Origin of the sequence: Dehalobacter sp. CP (genome assembly GCF_047652685.1) — a bacterium.
Taxonomy (GTDB): Bacteria; Bacillota; Desulfitobacteriia; order Desulfitobacteriales; family Syntrophobotulaceae; genus Dehalobacter.
This window is the reverse complement of record NZ_CP157399.1, coordinates 819,512-840,325: the sequence shown is the minus strand read 5'-3', so window position 1 is coordinate 840,325 and position 20,814 is coordinate 819,512. Positions and strand designations below refer to the sequence as shown.

General features: G+C 46.1%; 25 protein-coding genes. 2 read left to right on the top strand and 23 right to left on the bottom strand.

Annotated elements, in window-relative coordinates:
* Positions 1–51: 51 nt before the first annotated feature.
* From hisD to AAH944_RS04250, 4 genes are all read right to left on the bottom strand, one after another.
* Positions 52–1,338 (bottom strand): histidinol dehydrogenase, encoded by a 1,287-nt coding sequence (gene hisD, locus AAH944_RS04265; protein ID WP_415536769.1) that lies wholly within the window; start codon positions 1,336–1,338, stop codon positions 52–54.
* Positions 1,339–1,361: 23 nt separating this feature from the next.
* Positions 1,362–2,060, bottom strand: coding sequence for an ATP phosphoribosyltransferase (gene hisG / locus AAH944_RS04260; RefSeq protein WP_415536767.1), 699 nt, complete (start codon positions 2,058–2,060; stop codon positions 1,362–1,364).
* Positions 2,061–2,155: 95 nt separating this feature from the next.
* Positions 2,156–3,316 (bottom strand): ATP phosphoribosyltransferase regulatory subunit, encoded by a 1,161-nt coding sequence (gene hisZ / locus AAH944_RS04255; protein WP_415536765.1) that lies wholly within the window; start codon positions 3,314–3,316, stop codon positions 2,156–2,158.
* Positions 3,317–3,346: 30 nt separating this feature from the next.
* Positions 3,347–3,652, bottom strand: coding sequence for a YerC/YecD family TrpR-related protein (locus AAH944_RS04250; RefSeq protein ID WP_415536763.1), 306 nt, complete (start codon positions 3,650–3,652; stop codon positions 3,347–3,349).
* A gap of 232 nt (positions 3,653–3,884) precedes the next feature.
* On the opposite strand from AAH944_RS04250, the gene hisC reads away from it, so the two are divergent.
* Complete coding sequence (gene hisC, locus AAH944_RS04245; RefSeq protein ID WP_415536761.1) at positions 3,885–4,952, top strand: histidinol-phosphate transaminase; 1,068 nt, start codon at positions 3,885–3,887, stop codon at positions 4,950–4,952.
* A gap of 42 nt (positions 4,953–4,994) precedes the next feature.
* Here hisC and AAH944_RS04240 read toward each other — a convergent pair whose 3' ends face one another.
* The 5 genes from AAH944_RS04240 to AAH944_RS04220 all read right to left on the bottom strand — a co-directional run bounded on the left by AAH944_RS04240 (position 4,995) and on the right by AAH944_RS04220 (position 8,156).
* Positions 4,995–5,333: an arsenate reductase family protein gene (locus AAH944_RS04240; RefSeq protein ID WP_415536759.1), complete on the bottom strand. Its 339-nt coding sequence runs from the start codon at positions 5,331–5,333 to the stop codon at positions 4,995–4,997.
* A 206-nt stretch (positions 5,334–5,539) separates the two neighbouring features.
* On the bottom strand, positions 5,540–5,662 hold the full coding sequence (locus AAH944_RS04235) for a hypothetical protein (RefSeq protein ID WP_415536757.1): 123 nt from the start codon (positions 5,660–5,662) through the stop codon (positions 5,540–5,542).
* Positions 5,663–6,001: 339 nt separating this feature from the next.
* On the bottom strand, positions 6,002–6,628 hold the full coding sequence (locus AAH944_RS04230; RefSeq protein WP_415536755.1) for a hypothetical protein: 627 nt from the start codon (positions 6,626–6,628) through the stop codon (positions 6,002–6,004).
* Between the two features lie 10 nt (positions 6,629–6,638).
* Positions 6,639–7,640, bottom strand: coding sequence for a flotillin-like protein FloA (floA, locus tag AAH944_RS04225; protein ID WP_015043488.1), 1,002 nt, complete (start codon positions 7,638–7,640; stop codon positions 6,639–6,641).
* 15 nt (positions 7,641–7,655) lie between these two features.
* Positions 7,656–8,156, bottom strand: a complete 501-nt coding sequence (locus AAH944_RS04220; RefSeq protein ID WP_415536753.1) for an NfeD family protein — start codon at positions 8,154–8,156, stop codon at positions 7,656–7,658.
* A 259-nt stretch (positions 8,157–8,415) separates the two neighbouring features.
* Between AAH944_RS04220 and AAH944_RS04215 the strand changes: the two genes are divergently transcribed.
* Positions 8,416–8,697 carry a hypothetical protein gene (locus tag AAH944_RS04215; protein ID WP_415536751.1) on the top strand — a complete coding sequence of 94 codons (282 nt, stop codon included), beginning with the start codon at positions 8,416–8,418 and terminating at the stop codon, positions 8,695–8,697.
* Between the two features lie 41 nt (positions 8,698–8,738).
* Here the strand turns inward: AAH944_RS04215 and AAH944_RS04210 are convergent, their stop codons facing one another.
* From AAH944_RS04210 to dapF, 14 genes are all read right to left on the bottom strand, one after another.
* Positions 8,739–9,221 carry a DsrE/DsrF/DrsH-like family protein gene (locus tag AAH944_RS04210; protein ID WP_415536749.1) on the bottom strand — a complete coding sequence of 161 codons (483 nt, stop codon included), beginning with the start codon at positions 9,219–9,221 and terminating at the stop codon, positions 8,739–8,741.
* 76 nt (positions 9,222–9,297) lie between these two features.
* Positions 9,298–10,632 (bottom strand): aminotransferase class V-fold PLP-dependent enzyme, encoded by a 1,335-nt coding sequence (locus tag AAH944_RS04205; protein WP_415536747.1) that lies wholly within the window; start codon positions 10,630–10,632, stop codon positions 9,298–9,300.
* A 59-nt stretch (positions 10,633–10,691) separates the two neighbouring features.
* Entirely contained in the window at positions 10,692–11,246 is a 555-nt protein-coding gene (locus AAH944_RS04200; RefSeq protein ID WP_415536745.1) for a manganese catalase family protein, read from the bottom strand.
* Between the two features lie 44 nt (positions 11,247–11,290).
* Positions 11,291–11,926: a DUF3793 family protein gene (locus AAH944_RS04195; protein ID WP_415536743.1), complete on the bottom strand. Its 636-nt coding sequence runs from the start codon at positions 11,924–11,926 to the stop codon at positions 11,291–11,293.
* 163 nt (positions 11,927–12,089) lie between these two features.
* The gene (locus AAH944_RS04190; RefSeq protein WP_015043495.1) at positions 12,090–12,485 is read right to left on the bottom strand and encodes an ACT domain-containing protein; all 396 of its coding nucleotides are present in this window, start codon (positions 12,483–12,485) and stop codon (positions 12,090–12,092) included.
* A 37-nt stretch (positions 12,486–12,522) separates the two neighbouring features.
* A complete protein-coding gene (locus AAH944_RS04185; RefSeq protein ID WP_415536741.1) occupies positions 12,523–13,788 on the bottom strand; it encodes a phenylacetate--CoA ligase family protein in 1,266 nt (421 codons plus the stop codon).
* A 258-nt stretch (positions 13,789–14,046) separates the two neighbouring features.
* Positions 14,047–15,228, bottom strand: coding sequence for a methionine adenosyltransferase (gene metK / locus AAH944_RS04180; RefSeq protein ID WP_415536739.1), 1,182 nt, complete (start codon positions 15,226–15,228; stop codon positions 14,047–14,049).
* A 6-nt stretch (positions 15,229–15,234) separates the two neighbouring features.
* Entirely contained in the window at positions 15,235–16,443 is a 1,209-nt protein-coding gene (gene coaBC / locus AAH944_RS04175; protein ID WP_415536737.1) for a bifunctional phosphopantothenoylcysteine decarboxylase/phosphopantothenate--cysteine ligase CoaBC, read from the bottom strand.
* A complete protein-coding gene (rpoZ, locus tag AAH944_RS04170) occupies positions 16,430–16,645 on the bottom strand; it encodes a DNA-directed RNA polymerase subunit omega (RefSeq protein WP_415536735.1) in 216 nt (71 codons plus the stop codon). Before rpoZ ends, coaBC begins: the two co-directional genes overlap by 14 nt.
* A gap of 18 nt (positions 16,646–16,663) precedes the next feature.
* Complete coding sequence (gmk, locus tag AAH944_RS04165; protein WP_415537766.1) at positions 16,664–17,248, bottom strand: guanylate kinase; 585 nt, start codon at positions 17,246–17,248, stop codon at positions 16,664–16,666.
* A 1-nt stretch (position 17,249) separates the two neighbouring features.
* Complete coding sequence (remA, locus tag AAH944_RS04160; RefSeq protein WP_415536733.1) at positions 17,250–17,519, bottom strand: extracellular matrix/biofilm regulator RemA; 270 nt, start codon at positions 17,517–17,519, stop codon at positions 17,250–17,252.
* Between the two features lie 63 nt (positions 17,520–17,582).
* Entirely contained in the window at positions 17,583–18,461 is an 879-nt protein-coding gene (locus tag AAH944_RS04155) for a YicC/YloC family endoribonuclease (protein WP_415536731.1), read from the bottom strand.
* A 187-nt stretch (positions 18,462–18,648) separates the two neighbouring features.
* The gene (locus AAH944_RS04150) at positions 18,649–19,884 is read right to left on the bottom strand and encodes an LL-diaminopimelate aminotransferase (protein ID WP_415536729.1); all 1,236 of its coding nucleotides are present in this window, start codon (positions 19,882–19,884) and stop codon (positions 18,649–18,651) included.
* Between the two features lie 82 nt (positions 19,885–19,966).
* Positions 19,967–20,803 (bottom strand): diaminopimelate epimerase, encoded by an 837-nt coding sequence (gene dapF / locus AAH944_RS04145; protein ID WP_415536727.1) that lies wholly within the window; start codon positions 20,801–20,803, stop codon positions 19,967–19,969.
* Positions 20,804–20,814 lie beyond the last annotated feature (11 nt).

The following is a 20,814-nucleotide window of genomic DNA, read 5'->3' as shown; positions in this document are numbered from 1 at the left end:
ACCTTGTCTTTATATTATACATGAAGATACTATTCTTCCGCCATCACGATTTCAAAGCGGCTTCTGTCTGGCCTCTATCGCCCTGGCATGCGCCTCCAGCCCCTCTTTGCGGGCCAGGTATGCAATCTGAGCGACATCTCTTTGCAAGGCTTTTTCAGAATAATTGATTACACTCATTCTTTTGACAAAGGTGTCAACGCCAAGGACAGAGTAAAAGCGGGCGGTCCCTCCGGTCGGCAGGACATGATTCGGTCCCGCAAAATAGTCGCCGACCGGTTCCGGCGTATATCTTCCCAGGAACACCGCTCCGGCATTTTTTACCTTGCCCAGCCAGGCAAACGGATCCTGCACAACAAGCTCAAAGTGTTCAGGGGCAATGCGGTTCACATGATTTATCCCTTCTTCAAGATTTTCAACCAGGATTGCAGCCCCGTAAGTATCCCAGGAAGCTCTGGCAATTTCAGCTCGCGGCAGCACTTCAAGCTGGCGCTCCACCTCAATCACAGTCTTTTCCAGCAAATCGGAACACGGTGAAATGAGAATTGCTGAAGCAAGCCTGTCATGCTCGGCCTGCGATAGCAGATCTGCTGCCAGTTCCTCCGGGACAGCACTTTCATCCGCAAGTATCAAGATCTCACTTGGTCCGGCCAGCATATCAATATCCACGGTTCCATAGACCATTTTCTTAGCAAGGGTCACAAAGATATTGCCCGGCCCTGTAATCTTATCCACCTGTGCAATCGATGCTGTGCCAAAAGCAAGGGCGGCGACCGCCTGGGCACCTCCAACCTTATAGATCTCTTTGACACCGCACTCTGCGGCAGCGACCAGCACCTCCGGCAAAAGACTTCCGTCTTTCAGGGGCGGAGAAACCATGACGATCTCCTCGACTCCGGCTACAGCTGCCGGAAGCGCATTCATCAGAACAGAAGATGGATAAGCCGCTGTTCCTCCCGGAACATAGATCCCAACCCGCTGCAGAGGACGAATGATCTGACCGAGGATACTGCCGTCTTCAGTAGTATCAAACCAGGAAACCCTTTTTTGCTTTTCGTGGTAGGTCCTGACGTTATTGATCGCTTGGCTGATTGCTTCCAGATATTCATCATCTACTTTTCTGTAAGCTTCCCAGATCTCCTGGTCGGTGACCCGCAGTCCCGAGGCCTTCAGATCAACTCCGTCAAACGCGGCAGTCAGTTCATAAATGGCTTCATCGCCCTGTTCACGCACCTTTCGCAGGATTCCTGCCACTTTTTCTTCCAGGTCACGGTCATCGCCGTAGGATTTATTAATAAGCTTCTTCAGGTCAATATCCTGAATTTTTTGCACAGTCTTCATCGTTTTAACCTCCTTTGGCAATGTCAGTCGTACTGCTGGACAAGGACTCTCATTTTCTCTGCAAGTCCTTGGATGCGTTCGTATTTTACCCGATAGGAAACACGGTTGGCAATCATTCTGCTTGTAGCTTCAAGGATCTGGGCGACCTCGGCCAGATTATTCTCCTTTAAGGTCTTACCGGTTGAGACAATATCCACAATCATTTCAGCCAGACCTACCCGGGGAGCAAGTTCAATATTGCCATGCAGCTTGATCGGTGTGACCTGCATACCATGCTCATTGAAGAACAGCTGGGCGACTCTCGGGAACTTGGTTGCCGCTCTCTTATGATTCAGCACGCTCAGGTCATACAGCCCACCCGGCAGCTTCTGCGGCAGGCTCTCCTCCGGCATCGCCACGACAAAGCGGCAGTACCCGAATTTTAAATCGACCAGCTCAGCAACATCTTTGTTTTGTTCAATTACGGTATCCTTGCCGACAAAACCGATATCCGCAGCTCCCTGTTCCACATAGGTCGGGATATCCGTCGGGCGACAAATGATGATCCTCGCCTCTGATCCGGGAAGATCAAACAACAGTTTACGGGAATCGTTTTCTACCGATCTGCAGTCCAGCCCCGCTTCCGTCAGAAGCGCCACTGAATCTGTCAGTAATTTTCCTTTTGGCAGCGCTATGGTTAAATAATTTTTCGGCACAATGCAAAGCCCCTTCCAAAGATTCATGATTAGACCAATGGCCTTTAAATTAATTGTTAACAATGTTAAATATAAATCATGTAAGTTCGAAACTATTCAGCCTGCCCCATTAGGCAGGACATTTATTTATTGCTTTCAATCTTCTCCAGCAGTGCAATTCCGCGGCTGGAAGCCAGGTTCCTGGCATCGGTTTCCGCCAGGAACCCGAGGGCCATCTCCACTTTTTTGCCGCTCTTTCTGAGTTCCCGACAGCGCTTGATCACAGCTCCCGGAGATTGCCCGTAAACCAGAACATCGGCCATATCCAATTCAAAATCTGCAGCCTTCTCGAGCATAAAGCCAAGATTAATTGCAAAGCCTGTTGCGCCGTGGTTCATTCCGAAATCTGCATAGAGACCGTCGTAACGTCCTCCTTCAATCAGCGGAACGCCGATCCCCGGAAGATAGCCTTCAAAGATTGCGCCGGTGTAATACGAGAACCCTCTTAAAATCCCAAGGTCCAGGGATACGTAGTCCTGAACTCCGAATTCCTTTAAATACAAATAGATGGTCCGTAAAGATTCAACAGCTTTTCTTATCGGTTTGATATGCGTCCAGCTCTGGAGCTTATCAAGGACTTCTTCTTTGCCGGTCAGATAAGGCAGGGAAAGAAGAAGTTCCTTTGCCGACTCAGGCAAATCGTTGGAAGAAATGATTTTTTCAAGTTTGACCATGTCCTTGCGGGCTATACCGTCTTCCAGCTCCTCCCTGACTTTGGTTTCAAACTTCATTTCTTCGGCAAGCCCCGAGAAAATCCCGTTATGCCCGAGGTTCAGCTGAAAATTTTTGATTGCAAGCATCTTCATGATTTCTATGGCCAGCGCAATGACTTCAGCGTCTGCAATGTCATTGTCCGAGCCGATTAGTTCAACACCCACCTGCCTGAACTCCCGGTAACGGGCAGAATCATTCCTGTAAACATCACCGCTATAACAGAACCGCAGAGGAAATTGTCCGCCTTTCTGTCTTGTGGCAACCATCCTGGCAATCGGGGTCGTAAATTCCGGTCTTAACGCGAGAATATGACCATTTTTGTCAAAGAATTTATATAGATGGTCATCCTTGTCTGCGTCAGGCTCCACACAGGCTCGGTATTCGAGCCCGGGAGTCGCAACTTTCTGATAGGACCAATTTTTACACACACTGATTGCTTTTCCTTCCAGTTCCTCCAGCTGTGCTAATTCAGCCGGCAGAAGATCGATCATCCCCTCCGGAATTTTAAGCCCCAATGATGAACGTTCCATAATTATTGCACCTCTTTTTTCTGAAAGTTCTTATTCTTTGTGTTTTTTCTCCATCCGCTCGAGAACCATCTTGTAACCGTCGGCGCCATAGTTTAAACAGCGTTTGACCCTACTGATGGTGGCAGAGCTTGCTCCGGTAATTTCAGCAATCCTGGAATAGGTCACATCTTCCTCCAGCATGCGGGCAACTTCCAGCCGCTGCGCTAGGGCCTTGATCTCCGCTACCGTAGCCAGATCCTCAAAGAAGCTGTAACATTCTTCTTTCGTCTTGAGCAGAAGGATCGCTTCAAAAAGAGAATCGGTCAGGGTGTCCCTGATCCTTTCGTCACTCAACATGATTACTTACCTCCGGGGTTATCTCTTTTACACTTTAGTTTATTAAAGTATTCGCCCGGTGTCAAGTACAATATGAATAAAAATCTTTAATCGTGATTCCGTTTAAAAAGATTAATCAGAATTGGCTTGCAGGCCCGATATACTCAGGATATAATCTACTCAACGTCTTATTTTTTTACCCAGAAATGAAGGAAATCGGTGGTTTATTTTACTGAAAAGAGTGAGTGAGCAAATGAGCAAATACTGGAGCAAAATTGCGGCTGGTCAGAGACCGTACGTACCGGGAGAACAGCCGAAAGACAAAAAATATATTAAGCTGAATACGAACGAATGTCCCTATCCGCCTTCGCCCTTAGTTCTCGAAGCGATCAAAGAAGCTGCGAATGAAAAACTGAAGTTATACCCCGATCCGAACGGAGAGGACTTGCGCCAGACCGTAGCCGAATATTACGGCCTGAAGAAGGAGTGGGTATTTGTTGGAAACGGCTCCGATGAAATCCTGGCTTTTGCGTTTATGGCTTTTTTTGATCCGGGCAGCACGATCTTGTTTCCGGATGTTACCTATAGTTTCTACCCGGTCTATACCAATCTGTTTCAGCTGAACTACCGGCTAGTTCCGCTGCGGGAAGAATTTTCTTTATACCCGCCTGATTTCTACGATTCCGAAGGCGGCGTCATTTTCCCAAACCCCAATGCCCCTACCGGCAACTATGTAACGATGGAAATGATAGAAAAAATCCTTATCCGCAATCCAGATAAGGTGATCATCGTTGATGAAGCTTATATCGATTTTGGCGGTGAAACTGCCATTCCGCTTATTACGAAGTATCCGAATCTGCTGGTGATTCAGACTCTGTCCAAGTCCCGGTCTCTGGCAGGCTTAAGGGTAGGCTTTGCTTTAGGTCAGGATGAGCTGATGGAAGGCTTGGACCGGATCAAAAACTCCTTTAATTCCTATACGTTAGACCGCCTGTCAATGGCCGGAGCAATCGCAGCCATGAAGGATGAAGCTTACTTTCAAGCCACAAGACAGAAAGTGATGCAAACCAGGGAAAGAATTGTTCCGATACTCAGGCAAATGGGCTGGCAAGTGATTCCTTCACAGGCGAATTTTATTTTCATATCCCATCCCATGCTCCAAGCCGAAGGGACCTTTACCGCACTCCGACAGCAGGGCATTCTGGTTAGGTACTTCCGCCAACCCAAGATTGACAATTACCTGCGTATCAGTATCGGCAGTGACGAGGAGATGGACAGCTTGCTCCAAGCACTTAGTAAACTAGTACCTTGTCAACTCTAAAATTGTAATATAATGGCGAGCAGATTTTTTATAAGACAAGGACTAATCCCATGATTCCCAAACTTCAGACACATACCCTACCGTGGCTTGTTTGCCGTTGCGGACGATCGGTGTCCGGTAGAGACTTGGATTGTTCAGCAGCAATTCTTCCCTGACATTGGAACTGCTGATTTTGTCCAGGTTTAATCGGAAATAGTCCTTGCTTCCGGTATTAAACAGGTTGTTCAGGCCAACCGCTGCTTTGATGCTCTGCAGTTCCCCTTTACTTAATCCCTTTTGGTCCAGATCAATCAGCTGATATTGAATGCGGCGTTCTTTAAACCAGCGTTCCGCTTTTTTTGTATCAAAACACTTTTTGATCCCAAATATCTGTATGTTCATGAACTCTCCTTAACCTCCGGATCAGGCTTCGACCCGGTATCTTCTGTTCTTTTTGGTTAAATAAAGCTTGTTGTCCATTTTTTTGTATCAAAAATAAAGAATAACACGTAAAAACGAAGATGTCCAAATTTCTTGGACATCCCCGACTACGCAAGCAATTTTCATTTATTTTTGGTCTTACCATCCAGCAGATTCAGCCGTAAGAATTAGAATATTACGCCAAGGGCAATTAGAATCAAAATTGCAATCGCAATAATTGCTACCCCATAATTGGGTACAGCCACTGGTCTGGCAACCGGCATACTGCAGCAACAACCACCTCTATACATCCTTTGGGCCTCCTTTCCGGGACACTTGTATTATTTCGTTATCCTAGAATACGATTCCCATTGCAATCAACAATAATATGATTACAACGACAATAGCGATCCCACAAAGACATCCGCCGCCTAAGCCTCCGCCATAAGCGCCTACAGCACCGTCAACAGCCATTTTTTGCACCTCCTGCTATTCTGTATTCGCTTTATTCTATTCATATTTCCATAATATGGTACTTTATTTTTGTTCAAGGGGCAAAAATATACCCTCCCGAGCAGTTCACTGCCAATGGGAGAGTATATTTTGAGTTTCTTCATCTCATTTGTAATATATTGAAACTTTTATCTTGTTTATCTTCGCGGGAATGCTCTCCTGGCCCTTGGTTCCTTTAGAACCTCAGCCCAGACCACGCCACGCATCACTTCCGAAGATGACAAACCCAGACTGAAAGCCGCTCTTTTTTGGGAAATTTGATCTCTCGGTGTGATCTGCCTGTTGGCATAATCACTGCCTTCGGCTCCCCATGTTCCTTCCTGGTCTGCGGCTCCTTCATCACCGCCAAGGCCTTCAGTGCCCTGGGTGCCCTCGTTCGAAATATACCGATCATAGTCCGATCGTCCTTCTTCTCTCCATTTGTTTTCTGTTTTTTGGACGGTTTCAGCTTTCCGCGGAACTGAAGAAGCAGAAGTTGGAGGGGCAGCAGCCTTTTTCTTGACGGTTGATCCGTACGGTCCAACCTGCAGCTCTCTCTCAGCCTTTTCCACAGATTCCCTGAGCTGTCTTTCCAGATCTTCGAAGAAATTTCCTTTTCTCTTTCTTTCCATCCGGGAAATGTCCCTGTCCATCTCGGCTATCAGAGGTTCGGACGGCGGCATATTGTCCTCCGGCCTAACAGGCCTGCGCTGCGGAGGCTTGTCTTTATTGGCAAAGAAGCTGTAAATTACAACCGCAATAATGATAAATGTTATGATATCCACTGAACATCACCTACTTCTTGGGTATCGTCGTTTCCGGTTCATCTCCTTTGGCTGTGACAGCGATATTATCCCGCATGCGGGTATCTGCAATCACGTTTTGCAGATTGTAATAATCCATAACGCCAAGGCGTCCTTCTTTTAAAGCTGACGCCAGTGCCAGCGGCACCTCGGCTTCCGCATCCACAACTTTTGCTCTCATTTCCTGAACGGACGCTTTCATTTCCTGTTCCCTGGCCACCGCCATCGCTCTGCGTTCCTCCGCTTTGGCCTGGGCAATCCTCTTGTCCGCCTCAGCCTGATCTGTTTGCAGCTGCGCTCCGATGTTTTTGCCGACATCGACATCGGCAATATCAATTGAGAGGATTTCAAAAGCTGTTCCGGAATCCAACCCTTTATTCAAAACGGCCTGGGATATCATGTCCGGATTTTCGAGGACATTGGCATGGGAAGAGGAACTGCCGATACTTGTTACTATGCCCTCTCCGACGCGTGCAATAATCGTTTCTTCACCAGCTCCGCCAACCAGACGGTCAATGTTTGCCCGAACTGTGACTCTTGCTATGACTCTTAATTCAATCCCATTTTGTGCAACAGCAGAGACAGTGGGTGTTTGGATAACTTTCGGATTAACGGACATTTGCACCGCTTGCATAATATCACGTCCTGCCAAATCAATGGCTGCGGCTCTTTCAAATTTAAGCGGTATAGCTGCTCTTTCCGCAGCAATTAATGCGTTAACGACCTTGTCGACATTTCCTCCGGCAAGGTAATGGGCCTCAAGCTGTGCCGGGGTAAGTCCCAGACCAGCTTTATGTGCTTTAATCAATGGGTTCACAATCCTGATCGGTGCGACTCGCCTAAGTCTCATCCCGATCAGCGTGAATATGCCGATATTAACACCGGCTGCCAAAGCCGAAATCCAGAGACCGACCGGAATAAACGTAAAGAGAACCATTAGAATAATCAGAACCAGCATAATCAGTATCACCGTTGTAACAAGTGCTGTTGTCATATGTTTTATGACCTCCTATTCATTTTCTTCCCTGCTCACAATGATTCTTGTACCCTCAACCGCGATTACCTTTATCGCAGAATCTTTCGGGATAAAACTTCCATCTGTGACGACATCGACCCGTTCCCCTTCAATCTGCGCTGTGCCTGCCGGACGGAGCAGGGTCAGGGCTTTTCCGGTTTTCCCGAGATAGTGTATATAATCTGTTTTGGGTGCTACGAAGCCTTCTTCGGTTCTCTGCTTTTCCCCCAAAGCTACCTTGCGCCAGAGTTTTTTCAGCCGACCTGTTTTATACCCAATATAGACCAGCAGCCCTGCCACAATAAGTATGATCAGAAGATACACGACACCCTCGGCGAACGAATCAGCCACTAAAAATACTCCGCCGATCATCATCAAAAGTCCGATGATTCCAGAGACGCCAAAGCCTGGAATAATGAATATTTCCAGAATAACCAGAATGATTCCTACAATAATCAGGGAAAGAGAAATCCCGACAAAAACATCCAAATTCACATCCCCCTTTCTTCGCTTATTTTAGCATAATTTTACTTTTAGGGCTATTCTTTCTTCGTGCTGTCACGCCTCATTCATAAATTCATTCGTAAAGACAGCCGTTTCCTAAACCTTACAATATCCGGCAATGATTAAATTCACCTTAGAGCTTATTCGATAATCTATGATTCATTCTGCAGACAAATATCTGCATTAATCATTTGTCTGCATTAATCATATCTTAAGCTTACTGCTTATAATAATAATCAGAGGTGATATAATGCCTGATTTATTAAAATTCCTTCTATATTCTATTTTTGCTTTTGGAATAATCTTCCTTTCAGCAATAGCTTCTTGGGTCTTTTTGCTTCTCCTGGGCATCGGGATTTCCACCCGCGTCATCTATCAGAAATTTTTCAGCAAGAAGAAAAAGACCACACTCGGGGCAAATGCCTTTCGCCAAGGGACGTGGAATAAAACTGCCAATGACAGTCAGCGGGAATATATGACTGTGATTGATGCGGATAATACAGAGAACGAATACCGGATACCGAAGATATAACAACTTTAAGGAGACAGTAAAAGGAAGAAGCCGATAAACAGTTAGATAAAAAGCTCTATGTCCGCTTCCAGGGCATCCTGCAGATAATCTTTCGCTGTCATAATTTTGACATCCGGAATCATTTCTTCAAGTGTAAAACCCATGATCTCAAGGGAAAGCTTGCATATGTAAAAGCTTACCCCCTTTTTTTGTGCTCCTTTCAGAAAAGCGGAAAGATCGGGTGCGTCCTGGTCTTCCATCATTTGTTTCAGCATGGCTTTTCCAATACCAGCCATATTCATCCGGGAAAGCGGCAGGTCTTCCGGACCTTTCGGTGCCGTCATTCCCAGCATTTTTTCATAAACCGTTTTATCTTCCAAAGACATCTTCTCCGGATCGCGTATCAGGCACAGACCCCAAAAAGCGAAAAAGATACTGACTTTCATGTTGAGTTCGCGGGCCGAATTGGCCAGGATCAAGGCAGCCATCGCCTTGTCATAATCCCCGCTGAACAAAATCAGGCTGAGTTTCTTCTCTTTTTCCATGATAAGCACCACCATTTCTTAGATGTATGCTTTTATTCTCGGTAATGGTTCTTATCTTTATGCAGGCTTGACTGCCTTAGCTGTACATTTTCAAATATCGTCTTCTGTCTTTGGCAATTTCCTGCAATACTTCCAGCAGCCTGCCAACTTCGTGAGGTTCATTGTATAAACCAAAACTGACTCTGACCATCCCGGGTCTGTTTTCCGGAAGATGATCTGCAACTGCGCTTAAGATGGCTGGTTCGACTTTCATGAGCTTTTGGACGTAAGGATGCGCGCAAAAACACCCACTCCTGACAGAAATACCGGCTTCTCCAGCTAGTATATCCGCCAGTTTCTCATGATAAACGCCCTTCATATTAAAGGGAACAATCCCGACTCGTTCCTGACTTTGATCTTCTGCACAATAGATGTCGATACAGTCTATTTTTTTTAGTCCCTGAATCAGTTGAGATGTTAGGGTTTTTTCATGCTTGTACACATTTCGCATCCCGACTGCACTTAAGGTTTTTATACTTGCGGCCAAGGCCAGCACGCCCATTAAGTTGGGCGTTCCAGCCTCATCTTTGGAAGGAGGATCATTCCAGATTACAAAATCGCGGGTTACGGCTTTGACTGTTCCTCCGCCCTGATAATCGGGGCTTCCCTTCAGGAAAAAGTCTTTGGGGCCAATCAGAACGCCGGTCCCAAAAGGCGCATACATCTTATGTGCGGAGAAAACAAGAAAATCGATATGCTTACTGGAAGCGGAAGGCTTCGTATCAAACGGCTGATGAGGAAGCAGCTGTGATCCGTCAACCATGACCTTGGCGCCATATTTATGGGCCCATTCAGCAATTCGATGTACGGGATTGACATAACCTGTTACATTTGAAGCTCCGGCTACAGTTACCAGCTTGACCCGGCCTTTATATTTTTCCAGCTTTTCAATAAAATCGTTAAAAATTAGCCTGCCGCATTCATCCACCTCAATATAGTCGACCTCATACTTTTCCCGCCAAGGAAGGTCATTGGAATGATGCTCCATGGAAGTGGAAAGGATAACACTTTTTATGTATGGATCCATGTCCTGTGACAGTCTGAAGGCCACTTTATTGATAGCTTCTGTGGCATTCTTAACAAAGATCACCACATCTCTTTTGTGGTCTGCACCCACAAAATCCATCACTGTTTTCCTGGCATTTTCATATTTTTCCGAAGACAATTTGGACTTGTAGCCGGACCCCCTGTGAATTGACGAATAATACGGCGCAAAATTGCTGATTTCCTGGAGCACTGAAACAAAAGGCGGCGTCGTTGCTGCATTGTCAAAATTGATTCCCCTACAGTTTTTACCGTTTTTGAGCTCAACCTCCGCATCAATTCCGATAACCAGTTTACCGTAATTCATTTTGGTAATAGCAATACTCATTTTCCTCTCCCCTATAACATAATGATCCCCTCATAGTTTATTGACCAAGCAAAAATTTGTTACTTCATTACGCGCAGACTCATTTTATATTCATGAATCAGCGTCGAGAACTGCTCATTATTGGCTTCCTGAGCCACTAAAACACCGCTTTTTTTTAGTAATCTTTGATGAACTTCTTCCCGGTTGACTAAGAATTGGAGCATTTTCTTTAGTGAAGTGTCCTCAGTCAGTGTGAGATGCCGCAGGTACAGTCTCTTAGCCCTGATCTCCGCTTCTTCATTGATTTTGAGCATCTCATTAATATCCGTACTCTTCTCAACATATTCCATATTCCAGGACTCCTGCCCGGAATTGGCAAGCGGCAAATCAGCAAGGCCAAGCTTTCTGACTGCAGCTGCAATAATCTCCATATGCGCAAGCTCTTCCGAAGCAATCATACCCAAAAGATCACGAATATATGGATTGATCACATGCAGGCGTTGATACATATGACGTGTAAAAGCAGTAAATTCCCCGTCTTTCCCGCCGATATGTTCCAATAAGGTCCAGGCCAGCTTCTCATTTTTCTGCTCAACATAAACCGGATATAGTAAACGTTTCTGGTAACTAAACATCCCAATTCCTCCTGACGGCCATGGCAAATCATTCTTTTAGCTTATTATATTGATGATCCTTTCAACCGGTTCCGGCCCATGCATTTTAAAAAGCCCTCACTTTTGTTCCCGTCGAGCATGTATCGGATGTATGCATATCTGGCCTCGTTGTATTCCTGAAATATTCTCCTGGCTTTCTCAGGAGCATGGTAGACCTTCCAGTAACCGGTCAGCAGAGGTTTTTTATCGGGGAAATAGATAAAATCTGCCACATCGTCCAGTGGGAAGCCCAGAAATAGTCCGATTTCGTGAGGGAAAGGCCCAATGATCCATTTTTGTTTTAAAGTCTGGATTGCCGTATCCTGATCCGTCTCCCCACAATAATCCAGTGATCTTAAGAAATGCTGGTTCTCAGGGATTTGAAGTATTGAAGATAATCTGTCTGCGGCATAAAATAATACGCTGACAGAAGCTTTATTCCTGACAATTTCCTGAACCGTCACATAGGGGTAAAGCCTATCTTTGATTTGATCCCAGGTCTCCAGCGCATCTTTTTTGATGGCAGTGGTAAATGTAAGCAGTTCAGCCGGCTTGGATGCGATAAGCAGCGGTGCGAGATGATAGGTGATATTATCGAGCAGATATCGCCGGGTCTCCTGTTTTTTTCTTTGGCTGGTGTAAGTCGCAATGAAGTTCTGCATATCATCCTCCAAAACCAAATTTTCAATGGTACTAGATTTATTTTCCTAAATGCCAGAACGGATTATACAAAAAACCTGTTTCCTTATTTTTGTAAGGAAACAGGTTTTTTCATCTTGTTATTATATTTTAATACTGTATTTGATCGCTTACTTTCTTCTTTCTTCATTTGAGCGCGAGTTTGTCCATCGCAGCCTGCATGATTTCAGCATCTCTGACTCTTAGAACGACCTGGGCCTGCTCGTTTTCCTTTTCCACAAAACCATACATATATTCAACGTTCACACCCTCGGCAACAAGCTTGTTCAGTTGTCCAGCCAGACCTCCCGGACTGTCGGGAACTTTTAGCACCCAAACCTGGGTAATCTTGACGACACAATTGCGCTCCCGGAGTTTCTCCGCAACTTCTTCCGGATTCTCCACGATAATCCTGAGTACACCATAATCTTTGGTGTCAGCAAGGGACAGCGCGCGGATATTGACTTGAAGGTCAGCTAAAGTATTCAGTGCGTCTGCCAGACGGCCCTGGGCATTTTCCAGAAAAATTGACAGTTGTAACATATGTTTTTCCCCCTTTATTTTTTTCATTTAGGAGAATTTAGCTTAATTGTTTTTCCTTGCGTTTATCAATTACACGCTTCGCTTTTCCTTCGCTGCGCGGGATACTCTTCGGCTCGACAAGACGCACCCTGGCCGCAATATTAAGGATCTCATGTATTTTAGTTTGAAGCCTTTGCTGGAGCTCTTCGAGTTCCCGGATCTCATCGTTGAAGCTTGCCGCATTCACCTCAATCTGGACTTCGAGGGTATCGAGATTGCCCTCACGGTCCACAACAATCAGATAATGCGGTTCGATTCCGCCCACCGACAGGATCGCTTCTTCAATCTGGCTTGGGAAGACGTTGACACCACGAATAATCAGCATATCATCGACTCTTGCCGACACTCTCTTCATCGTCCAGCCGGTGTGGCCGCAGGTACAGCTTCCATAGGTGATGCTGGTAATATCTTTCGTTCTATAGCGGAGTCCGGGGAAACCCATTTTGTTAAAGCTGGTAAGAACTAGCTCTCCTGTTTCTCCTTCCGGCAGAACATTTCCGTCTTTATCTAGAATCTCAGGGTAGAAGTTCTCATCTATATGCAGCCCTTCGCCCTTCAGGCACTCTAGAGAAACGCCGGGTCCCATCGTTTCACTCAATCCATAGATATCAAGCGCCCGAATACCAAGTCTGACCTCAATCTCAGCTCTCATCTGTTCTGTCCAGGGCTCAGCGCCAAATATCCCGACCCTCAGTTTCAAGTCTTCTTTGGTCATACCCTCTTCTTCCAGACTGTCTGCCAGATAAAGTGCGTACGACGGAGTACAGCAAAGAACCGTACTTCCAAAGTCACGCATCAGCATCAGCTGACGCTGGGTATTGCCGCCGGAGATCGGAATGACTAAAGCCCCGAGTTCTTCACATCCGTAATGCAGTCCCATACCGCCGGTAAACAAGCCATAGCCGTAAGCGACCTGTACAACGTCGTTGGACGTAATGCCGGCTCTTCTGAGACCGTTGGCCACAATTTTGGCCCATAACTGAATATCTTCACGGGTATATCCTACAACGGTCGGTTTTCCCGTTGTTCCTGAGGAAGCATGGATTCTGACCATCTTTTCCAATGGCTCGGCAAATAATCCAAAAGGATAATTCTGGCGTAACGCTTCTTTATCCGTCAATGGTATCTTCCGAAAATCCTCCAGGGATTTGACATCACCGGGATAATAGATACCCACCTCAGCCAGTCTTTTCTTGTAGTAGGGAGCTTTTAAGACCTGTTCAACGGTCTTTCTTAAATGAAGTAACAACTCATCCTGAGTCATCCTACCATCCTCCTGCCTCAAACTTATTTTGACACGCTAACTGTTAACAATAGGTATATTATATATCAAGATAATCCATATTTGAATCTGTATTTTTAAAACGCTTTTAATAAAAATTGTAAGTTTTTGTTTTCCTGTTATCAACATAAAAAGGATGCCCTGGATTCCCACGACACCCTCTGCAGTCTGTTATTCTTCTACTGACACCGATGATTTTTCTCTGCTATAGCTTATTTCTATTGGAAGCTTAACAACGTTTCAGCGTCCGGCTAGTTTCCTTAATTGTTCGACTTTATCAAGCTTCTCCCACGGGAGGTCAAGGTCATTGCGGCCAAAATGCCCGTAGGCCGCAGTCTGTCTATAGATTGGTCTGCGGAGATCCAGGGTGTTGATAATTGCAGCCGGACGAAGATCAAACGTTTCATTAATCAACGCGATGATCTTATCATCACTGACCTTGCCCGTCCCAAATGTTTCAACAGAAATGGAGACAGGATGCGCAACACCAATCGCATAAGCAATCTGAATCTCACAGCGGTCAGCTAGGCCCGCTCCGACAACATTTTTGGCCACATAGCGCGCGGCATAAGCCCCGGACCGGTCAACCTTCGTAGGATCCTTTCCGGAAAACGCCCCGCCACCGTGTCTAGCCATACCACCATAAGTGTCGACAATAATTTTTCTGCCGGTAAGTCCTGCGTCGCCTTGAGGCCCGCCAATCACAAATCTGCCCGTCGGATTGATATAATAACGGGTATTCTCATCCAGCATTTCAGATGGAACCACTGGTCTTACGACATGCTCCAGAAGGTCGTTTTTGATCTGCTCCTGGGAAACCTCAGGATGATGCTGGGTCGAAATTACAATCGTATCGATTCTTTTGGGTTTTCCGTCCTCGTATTCAACGGTAACCTGCGTTTTGCCGTCAGGTCTTAAATAGTTCAGCACTTCCGCCTTACGGATTTCAGCCAGCCTGCGGGCCAGCTTATGCGCAAGATCAATCGGCACCGGCATGAATGTTTCGGTTTCGTTTGTGGCATAGCCAAACATCATCCCTTGGTCTCCTGCACCGATCTCACTGATGTCTTCTTCGGATATCTTTGCCTCCAATGCTTTGTTAACGCCTAAGGCAATATCACTGGACTGCTCTCCAATCGAGGTCAGCACCGCACATGTATCCGCGTCAAAGCCATACTTGGCTCTCGTATATCCGATCTGTCTGATGGTTTCCCTTACGACTCTTGGAATATCCACATAACAATGGGTGGTAATCTCGCCGCTTACCAGAACCAGCCCGGTTGTCACAGATGTTTCACAGGCGACTCGTGCTTCTCTGTCCTGACGCAGGACGGCATCAAGAATTGCATCCGAAATTTGATCGCATATTTTGTCGGGATGTCCTTCGGTAACAGATTCTGAGGTAAATAATTTGTAACCCATTCAAAATCACTCCTTTGATCCAATGCCTTTGTCCAAGGCAATCTCTTGCACCAACTTTCTGGCAACTTCCAGCTTGCTCATTTTGGGCAGATCTATTTTTCTGCCATCAGGATAAAGAAAACTAACAATATTGGTATCCGTACCAAAACCAGCCCCTGATGCTGTGACATCATTGACCACAAGCATATCGGTCTTTTTGCGGTTCAGCTTTTCCAGACCGTTTTCAATCACATTTTGGGTCTCAGCAGCAAAGCCAACCAGGTACTGGTGCTTCTTCCGAGCTCCCAAAGCTGACAAAATGTCCGGATTCGGTACTAATTCCAGGATAACAGACTTTCCGTCTTTCTTGATCTTTTGCTGATTGCGGATTGCAGGCCGAAAATCAGCAACCGCAGCTGCTTTGACGACGATATCCTGTTCCGCATATCGTGTCATAACTTCCGCATACATCTCTTCCGCTGAAATAATCCGGACCGTTTCCACGCCGAATGGGGGAAGAAGATCCGAGGGTCCGCTGACCAAGGTCACCTGTGCGCCTGCCTCAGCAAACGCCTCAGCAATTGCATAGCCCATGCGGCCTGAGCTGTAATTTCCAAGATATCTGACCGGATCAAGTTCCTCGCGGGTGCCGCCGGCCGTAACTAGCACTTTCCGGCCTTTCATGATTTCACGGTTTAACATAAAATTCTGAAGGAAATCAATGATCTCCCCAGGCTCACTCATCCTGCCGTCGCCTTCTGTCCCGCAGGCCTGGAAGCCTCTGGCTGGTCCAATCAGATGAATCCCCCGCTGCTGAAGAATCCCCAGATTCTGCTGCGTCGCAAGGTGATGATACATAGCATGATTCATAGCCGGTGCCACAAAGACAGGATTCTGAACGGCCAATAAAACTGTCGACATAAAATCATCGGCAAGCCCAACAGCCATCTTCGCAATGATATTAGCGGTCGCCGGTGCGACCAACGCAAGGTCTGCCTTCTGTGCCAGGGAAATATGTTCAATGTTCCACAGTTTGGGTTCACTGAACATATCCGTATAAACCGGCTGGCCGGTGATGCTCCTGAAAGTCAAAGGCGCAATGAACTCTGTCGCTGATTCTGTCATCACGACAAAGACCTCTGCACCGCTTTTCACCAGTCTGCTGGCAATGTCGACCGCTTTATAAGCAGCAATACTTCCTGTCACACCCAGAAGTACACGTTTACCGCGTAGCATCTGTCGTCACCTTCTCAAAAAAGTCGGAATTGATTTTGCCGTATGCAATCTCAACCAGCGCCCTGCTGACAGGTTTCGTATCCTTAAATTCATTTGCATCCATATTGTTCATGAGTACCCTGGCCCTTTTAGCAGCGGCCACAACAAGGGTATATTTACTATCTGCCTGGGACATCAGAACATCCAAAGAAGGCTGCTTCATCGTTATTCCTCCTTTAAACTAAAACGACTTTGGATTTATCCGGCATTTTTCTGCAATGATGATACTCTTAAGCTTTTCAGCTGCAGTACCGATTTCGTCGTTCTCAACAGCATAATCATAATCCTTCATATTTTTCATTTCCTGAACGGCTTGTGCCAGTCTGCGCTGCACGACGTCAGGTGTTTCCGTTCCTCTTCCGTAAAGCCTTTCAGCGAGCTCCTCCAAGGAAGGTGGAACAATGAAAATAAACACACCATCCGGAAAAGCCTTTTTGACAATTTTTGCTCCCTGCATATCGATTTCCAGTAAGATGGTCTTGTTTCGTTTCAGGACACTTTCCACATGAAATCTTGGGGTTCCGTACAGGTTTCCGCAAAACTCTGCCCATTCCAGGAACTCATTGTTCTCGACCATTTTAAGAAATTCATCCCTGGAACGGAAATAGTATTCTTTTCCCTCTGTTTCTCCCGGTCTTGGTGCCCTGGTCGTTACGGAAACAGAATATTCTAGATCGCCGCACTCGGCAAAAAGCCGCTTACACAGCGTTCCTTTTCCAACTCCTGCAGGACCTGAAACCACAATCAGCAGCCCTTTGTCTTCCATTTTAATCAACCGGATCCTCATTACTGGATTCTTTGGCGGTCAGACGATGGGCAACCGTTTCAGGCTGAACAGCCGACAAAATCACGTGGTGGCTGTCACACATAATGACGGCACGCGTTCTTCGCCCATAGGTGGCATCGATGAGCATTCCTGTATCGCGCGCTTCCTGAATGATCCGTTTAATAGGTGCTGATTCCGGACTTACAATCGAGATAATTCTGTTGGCCGATACAATATTGCCAAATCCTATATTAATTAGTTTGATATCCAATTCCTTATACCTCCCATATTCAATACGCTGCATATCGGCGTTATTACTGCTCTTTTCATCGTGTTACTCGATATTCTGAACCTGTTCCCGGATTTTCTCCAATTCACTTTTTCCCTGAACAATGATATGTGAAATCTCCAGATCATTTGCCTTAGACCCAATGGTATTGATCTCTCTGTTCATTTCCTGAATCAGAAAATCCAGTTTCCGTCCAATCGGTTCGTTGGCCGAAAATGCTTTGGTAAATTGTTCAAAATGACTCCCGAGCCTGACCAGCTCTTCCTCAATAGAAGACCTGTCGGCAAAAATGGCAACTTCGGTAATCAGTCTAGCTTCATCCAGCGAAGTGTCCGCCAGAAGCGCCGCAAGCCTTTCCCTCAATTTTTCCTGATATTCTGCCACAACCTGCGGCGCTCTTACAGTTACTTGATCAACCATTCCGGAAAGGTCATCTAATTTTTTCAGCAAATCCTTGGCCAGTCTCTCCCCTTCAGTCCTACGCATTTGAATTAACTGGTTCAGTGCCTCCTGTAAAGCCATACTGAGATATGGCCACAAGGCTTCGGCATCCGTCTCTTCGTTTTCAACACTGAGTACTTCAGGGAGCGAAACCAGACTAAAAAGATCGCTCTTATACGTGGTATTGAGCAAATTTGCCAATTCCTTCAGAGAATTATCATACGACAGCACTAAATCTTTGTCAACCTTAACTAATCTCTTTTTTTCTTCCGTTTCCTTGATATTCACGTAAATATCAACACGGCCCCGCTGGACTTTTTCCTGCACGGCTTTCCGGAAACGCTCCTCGATGATATTCAGGTTTCTGGGCAGTTTCACCAGGACTTCAAGGAAACGGTTGTTTACAGATTTCATTTCTACTGAGATCTGAACTCCAAGTCCTTGAGCTTCCCCTCTGCCAAAACCAGTCATACTATTTGCCAATTTCCTCAACTCCTTAACGACAATATACCACTCTTTTGTTCTTAAGGGCAAGAATACTATGCTTTGCTCTCTTTACATGCGTTTTAGAGTTATACAAGGTACCAGAAAGAAAAAATTGAGGAGACAAACAGCTCCTCGGTTAAATCACGTTCTCAAGCAGTAGATTGCTTCATCCTACCTAATAGCTTTATACTATCCTGGTCCTTATCCTTTCAATGGCCCTCGCCGTATTCTCCCTAGTGTTGAAAGCCGTCAGACGGAAGAATCCTTCTCCGCTCGCACCGAAGCCGGCTCCAGGTGTTCCGATAACATTTGCCTCTTTCATCAGCTTGTCAAAGAATTCCCAGGATCCTAACTGTCCCGGTGTTTTTAGCCAGATATATGGTGCATTCACACCGCCAAAGACGGTATATCCCGCTTTTTCGAGACCAGCCCGGATAATTGCGGCATTATCCATATAATAATCAATGGTTTCTTTGACCTGTTGTTTCCCTGCCTCAGAAAATACGGCAGCAGTGGCAGCCTGGATCGGATAAGATACTCCATTGAATTTTGTGGTCTGCCTTCTAAGCCATAATTTATTCAGACTGTGCGCTTCCCCTTTGGAATCATAGACCATGACTTCCTTTGGAACGATGGTATATGCGCAGCGGGTTCCGGTAAAACCAGCCGTCTTGGAAAAACTCCTGAATTCCACGGCCACTTCGCGCGCACCTTCGATTTCAAAAATACTATGGGGAACACCGTCTTCCCGAATGAAAGCTTCGTACGCAGCATCAAATAAGATGATGGCCTTATGATCGCGTGCATAATCGACCCATTTCTTCAGTTCTTCAGCCGAAAGTGTCGTTCCAGTCGGATTATTCGGATAGCACAGGTAGATCATATCTGCTTTCGTGCTGGGAAGCGCCGGTTTCAGTCCATTTTCCTGATTACAGGGAAGATAAACGATTCCTTCAAACTGCCCTTTGTCGTTGTTATAAATACCGGTACGTCCAGCCATGACATTGCTGTCCACATAAACCGGATAAACCGGGTCTGTAACAGCCAAGATATTGCCCATTCCAAATATCTCCTGGAAATTGGCGGTGTCCGTCTTGGCCCCGTCACTGATAAACACTTCGTTAACTGCCAGGTCGACACCGCGGGGCTTGAAATCGTGCTCAATGATCTTTTCAATCAGGAACTCATATCCCTGTTCTGGGCCATATCCTCTAAAGGTTTTCTGCTGGCCCATTTCCTCGACAGCCTGATGCATTGCTTCGATGACGGCTGGCGGAAGCGGGCGGGTCACATCACCAATACCCATTTTTATTAAGTCACAGTCCGGGTTTTCCTGTCTGAACTGCTTTTCCCGGCGGGCTATTTCCGAAAAGAGATAGCTTCCAGGCAGTTTAAGATAATTTTCATTGACAAAAGCCATTCTATTCACTCTCCTGTAAATATGTAGTTATAATTCCCTGATGTTGTCTTTACTATAGTAGTCATTCAAGTATGATGATGTCTTATGATTCAAGCGTACTTCCGCGAAAAACACAGACTGCTGGACCCGTCATATGGACCTGCTGACCTTCCTGCCATTCAATCTTCAGGTCCCCCCCGGGCAAATGAACAATCACAGTTCTACCGGTTCTACCAGCCAGTACTGATGCAACCACAGATGCGCAGGCTCCCGTTCCGCAGGCTAGCGTTGGGCCGACTCCGCGTTCCCACACCTTGACGGTTATTTCACCTGAATTGTTTACTTTGACAAACTCCACATTTGTTTTTCTCGGAAACAGCGGGTGTTTCTCGATCGCACGGCCCAGCGTTTCAAATGGAAGCAATTCCAAATCCTCGGTAAAAATAATACAATGCGGATTTCCCATCGATACCGCCGAAAAAATATATTCTTGCCCGGCAACCTCAAGTTTTTGGTTAAGTGCAGTATCCGTTCCGGCCAAAACAGGTATCTTAACGGGATCAAGACACGGCTCGCCCATGTTAACCGTAACATGGTGTACAGCTCCCCGGCAGATCTCCAGTTTGACATTCAGAACTCCAGCCAACGTTTCTATCTTAAGCGAATCTCTCTGAACGTAACCGGCTTCATAAACATATTTGGCAAAACAGCGTATGCCATTGCCGCACATCTCCGGTTCAGAACCGTCCGGATTAAATATCCTCATCCTTGCATCGGCTACATCGGAAGACAGAATCACAATAAGACCGTCACCGCCGACGCCGAACTGTCTGTGGCAAAGCTGGACAGCGGTTTCGGCATAATCCATACCTGTCTGAAAAAGAAAATGATCCAGGCAGATAAAATCGTTTCCCAGACCATGCATTTTCACAAAATCCATAAAGGGTTCTC

What these genes read in the sequence shown, in the direction of transcription:
- hisD (WP_415536769.1), bottom strand. Translation starts at nt 1,338, where the DNA reads ATGAAGACTGTGCAAAAAATTCAGGATATTGACCTGAAGAAGCTTATT.
- hisG (WP_415536767.1), bottom strand. Translation starts at nt 2,060, where the DNA reads ATGAATCTTTGGAAGGGGCTTTGCATTGTGCCGAAAAATTATTTAACC.
- hisZ (WP_415536765.1), bottom strand. Translation starts at nt 3,316, where the DNA reads ATGGAACGTTCATCATTGGGGCTTAAAATTCCGGAGGGGATGATCGAT.
- AAH944_RS04250 (WP_415536763.1), bottom strand. Translation starts at nt 3,652, where the DNA reads ATGTTGAGTGACGAAAGGATCAGGGACACCCTGACCGATTCTCTTTTT.
- hisC (WP_415536761.1), top strand. Translation starts at nt 3,885, where the DNA reads ATGAGCAAATACTGGAGCAAAATTGCGGCTGGTCAGAGACCGTACGTA.
- AAH944_RS04240 (WP_415536759.1), bottom strand. Translation starts at nt 5,333, where the DNA reads ATGAACATACAGATATTTGGGATCAAAAAGTGTTTTGATACAAAAAAA.
- AAH944_RS04235 (WP_415536757.1), bottom strand. Translation starts at nt 5,662, where the DNA reads ATGTATAGAGGTGGTTGTTGCTGCAGTATGCCGGTTGCCAGACCAGTG.
- floA (WP_015043488.1), bottom strand. Translation starts at nt 7,640, where the DNA reads ATGACAACAGCACTTGTTACAACGGTGATACTGATTATGCTGGTTCTG.
- AAH944_RS04215 (WP_415536751.1), top strand. Translation starts at nt 8,416, where the DNA reads ATGCCTGATTTATTAAAATTCCTTCTATATTCTATTTTTGCTTTTGGA.
- AAH944_RS04210 (WP_415536749.1), bottom strand. Translation starts at nt 9,221, where the DNA reads ATGGAAAAAGAGAAGAAACTCAGCCTGATTTTGTTCAGCGGGGATTAT.
- AAH944_RS04205 (WP_415536747.1), bottom strand. Translation starts at nt 10,632, where the DNA reads ATGAGTATTGCTATTACCAAAATGAATTACGGTAAACTGGTTATCGGA.
- AAH944_RS04200 (WP_415536745.1), bottom strand. Translation starts at nt 11,246, where the DNA reads ATGTTTAGTTACCAGAAACGTTTACTATATCCGGTTTATGTTGAGCAG.
- AAH944_RS04195 (WP_415536743.1), bottom strand. Translation starts at nt 11,926, where the DNA reads ATGCAGAACTTCATTGCGACTTACACCAGCCAAAGAAAAAAACAGGAG.
- AAH944_RS04190 (WP_015043495.1), bottom strand. Translation starts at nt 12,485, where the DNA reads ATGTTACAACTGTCAATTTTTCTGGAAAATGCCCAGGGCCGTCTGGCA.
- AAH944_RS04185 (WP_415536741.1), bottom strand. Translation starts at nt 13,788, where the DNA reads ATGACTCAGGATGAGTTGTTACTTCATTTAAGAAAGACCGTTGAACAG.
- metK (WP_415536739.1), bottom strand. Translation starts at nt 15,228, where the DNA reads ATGGGTTACAAATTATTTACCTCAGAATCTGTTACCGAAGGACATCCC.
- coaBC (WP_415536737.1), bottom strand. Translation starts at nt 16,443, where the DNA reads ATGCTACGCGGTAAACGTGTACTTCTGGGTGTGACAGGAAGTATTGCT.
- rpoZ (WP_415536735.1), bottom strand. Translation starts at nt 16,645, where the DNA reads ATGAAGCAGCCTTCTTTGGATGTTCTGATGTCCCAGGCAGATAGTAAA.
- gmk (WP_415537766.1), bottom strand. Translation starts at nt 17,248, where the DNA reads ATGGAAGACAAAGGGCTGCTGATTGTGGTTTCAGGTCCTGCAGGAGTT.
- AAH944_RS04150 (WP_415536729.1), bottom strand. Translation starts at nt 19,884, where the DNA reads ATGGCTTTTGTCAATGAAAATTATCTTAAACTGCCTGGAAGCTATCTC.
- dapF (WP_415536727.1), bottom strand. Translation starts at nt 20,803, where the DNA reads ATGGATTTTGTGAAAATGCATGGTCTGGGAAACGATTTTATCTGCCTG.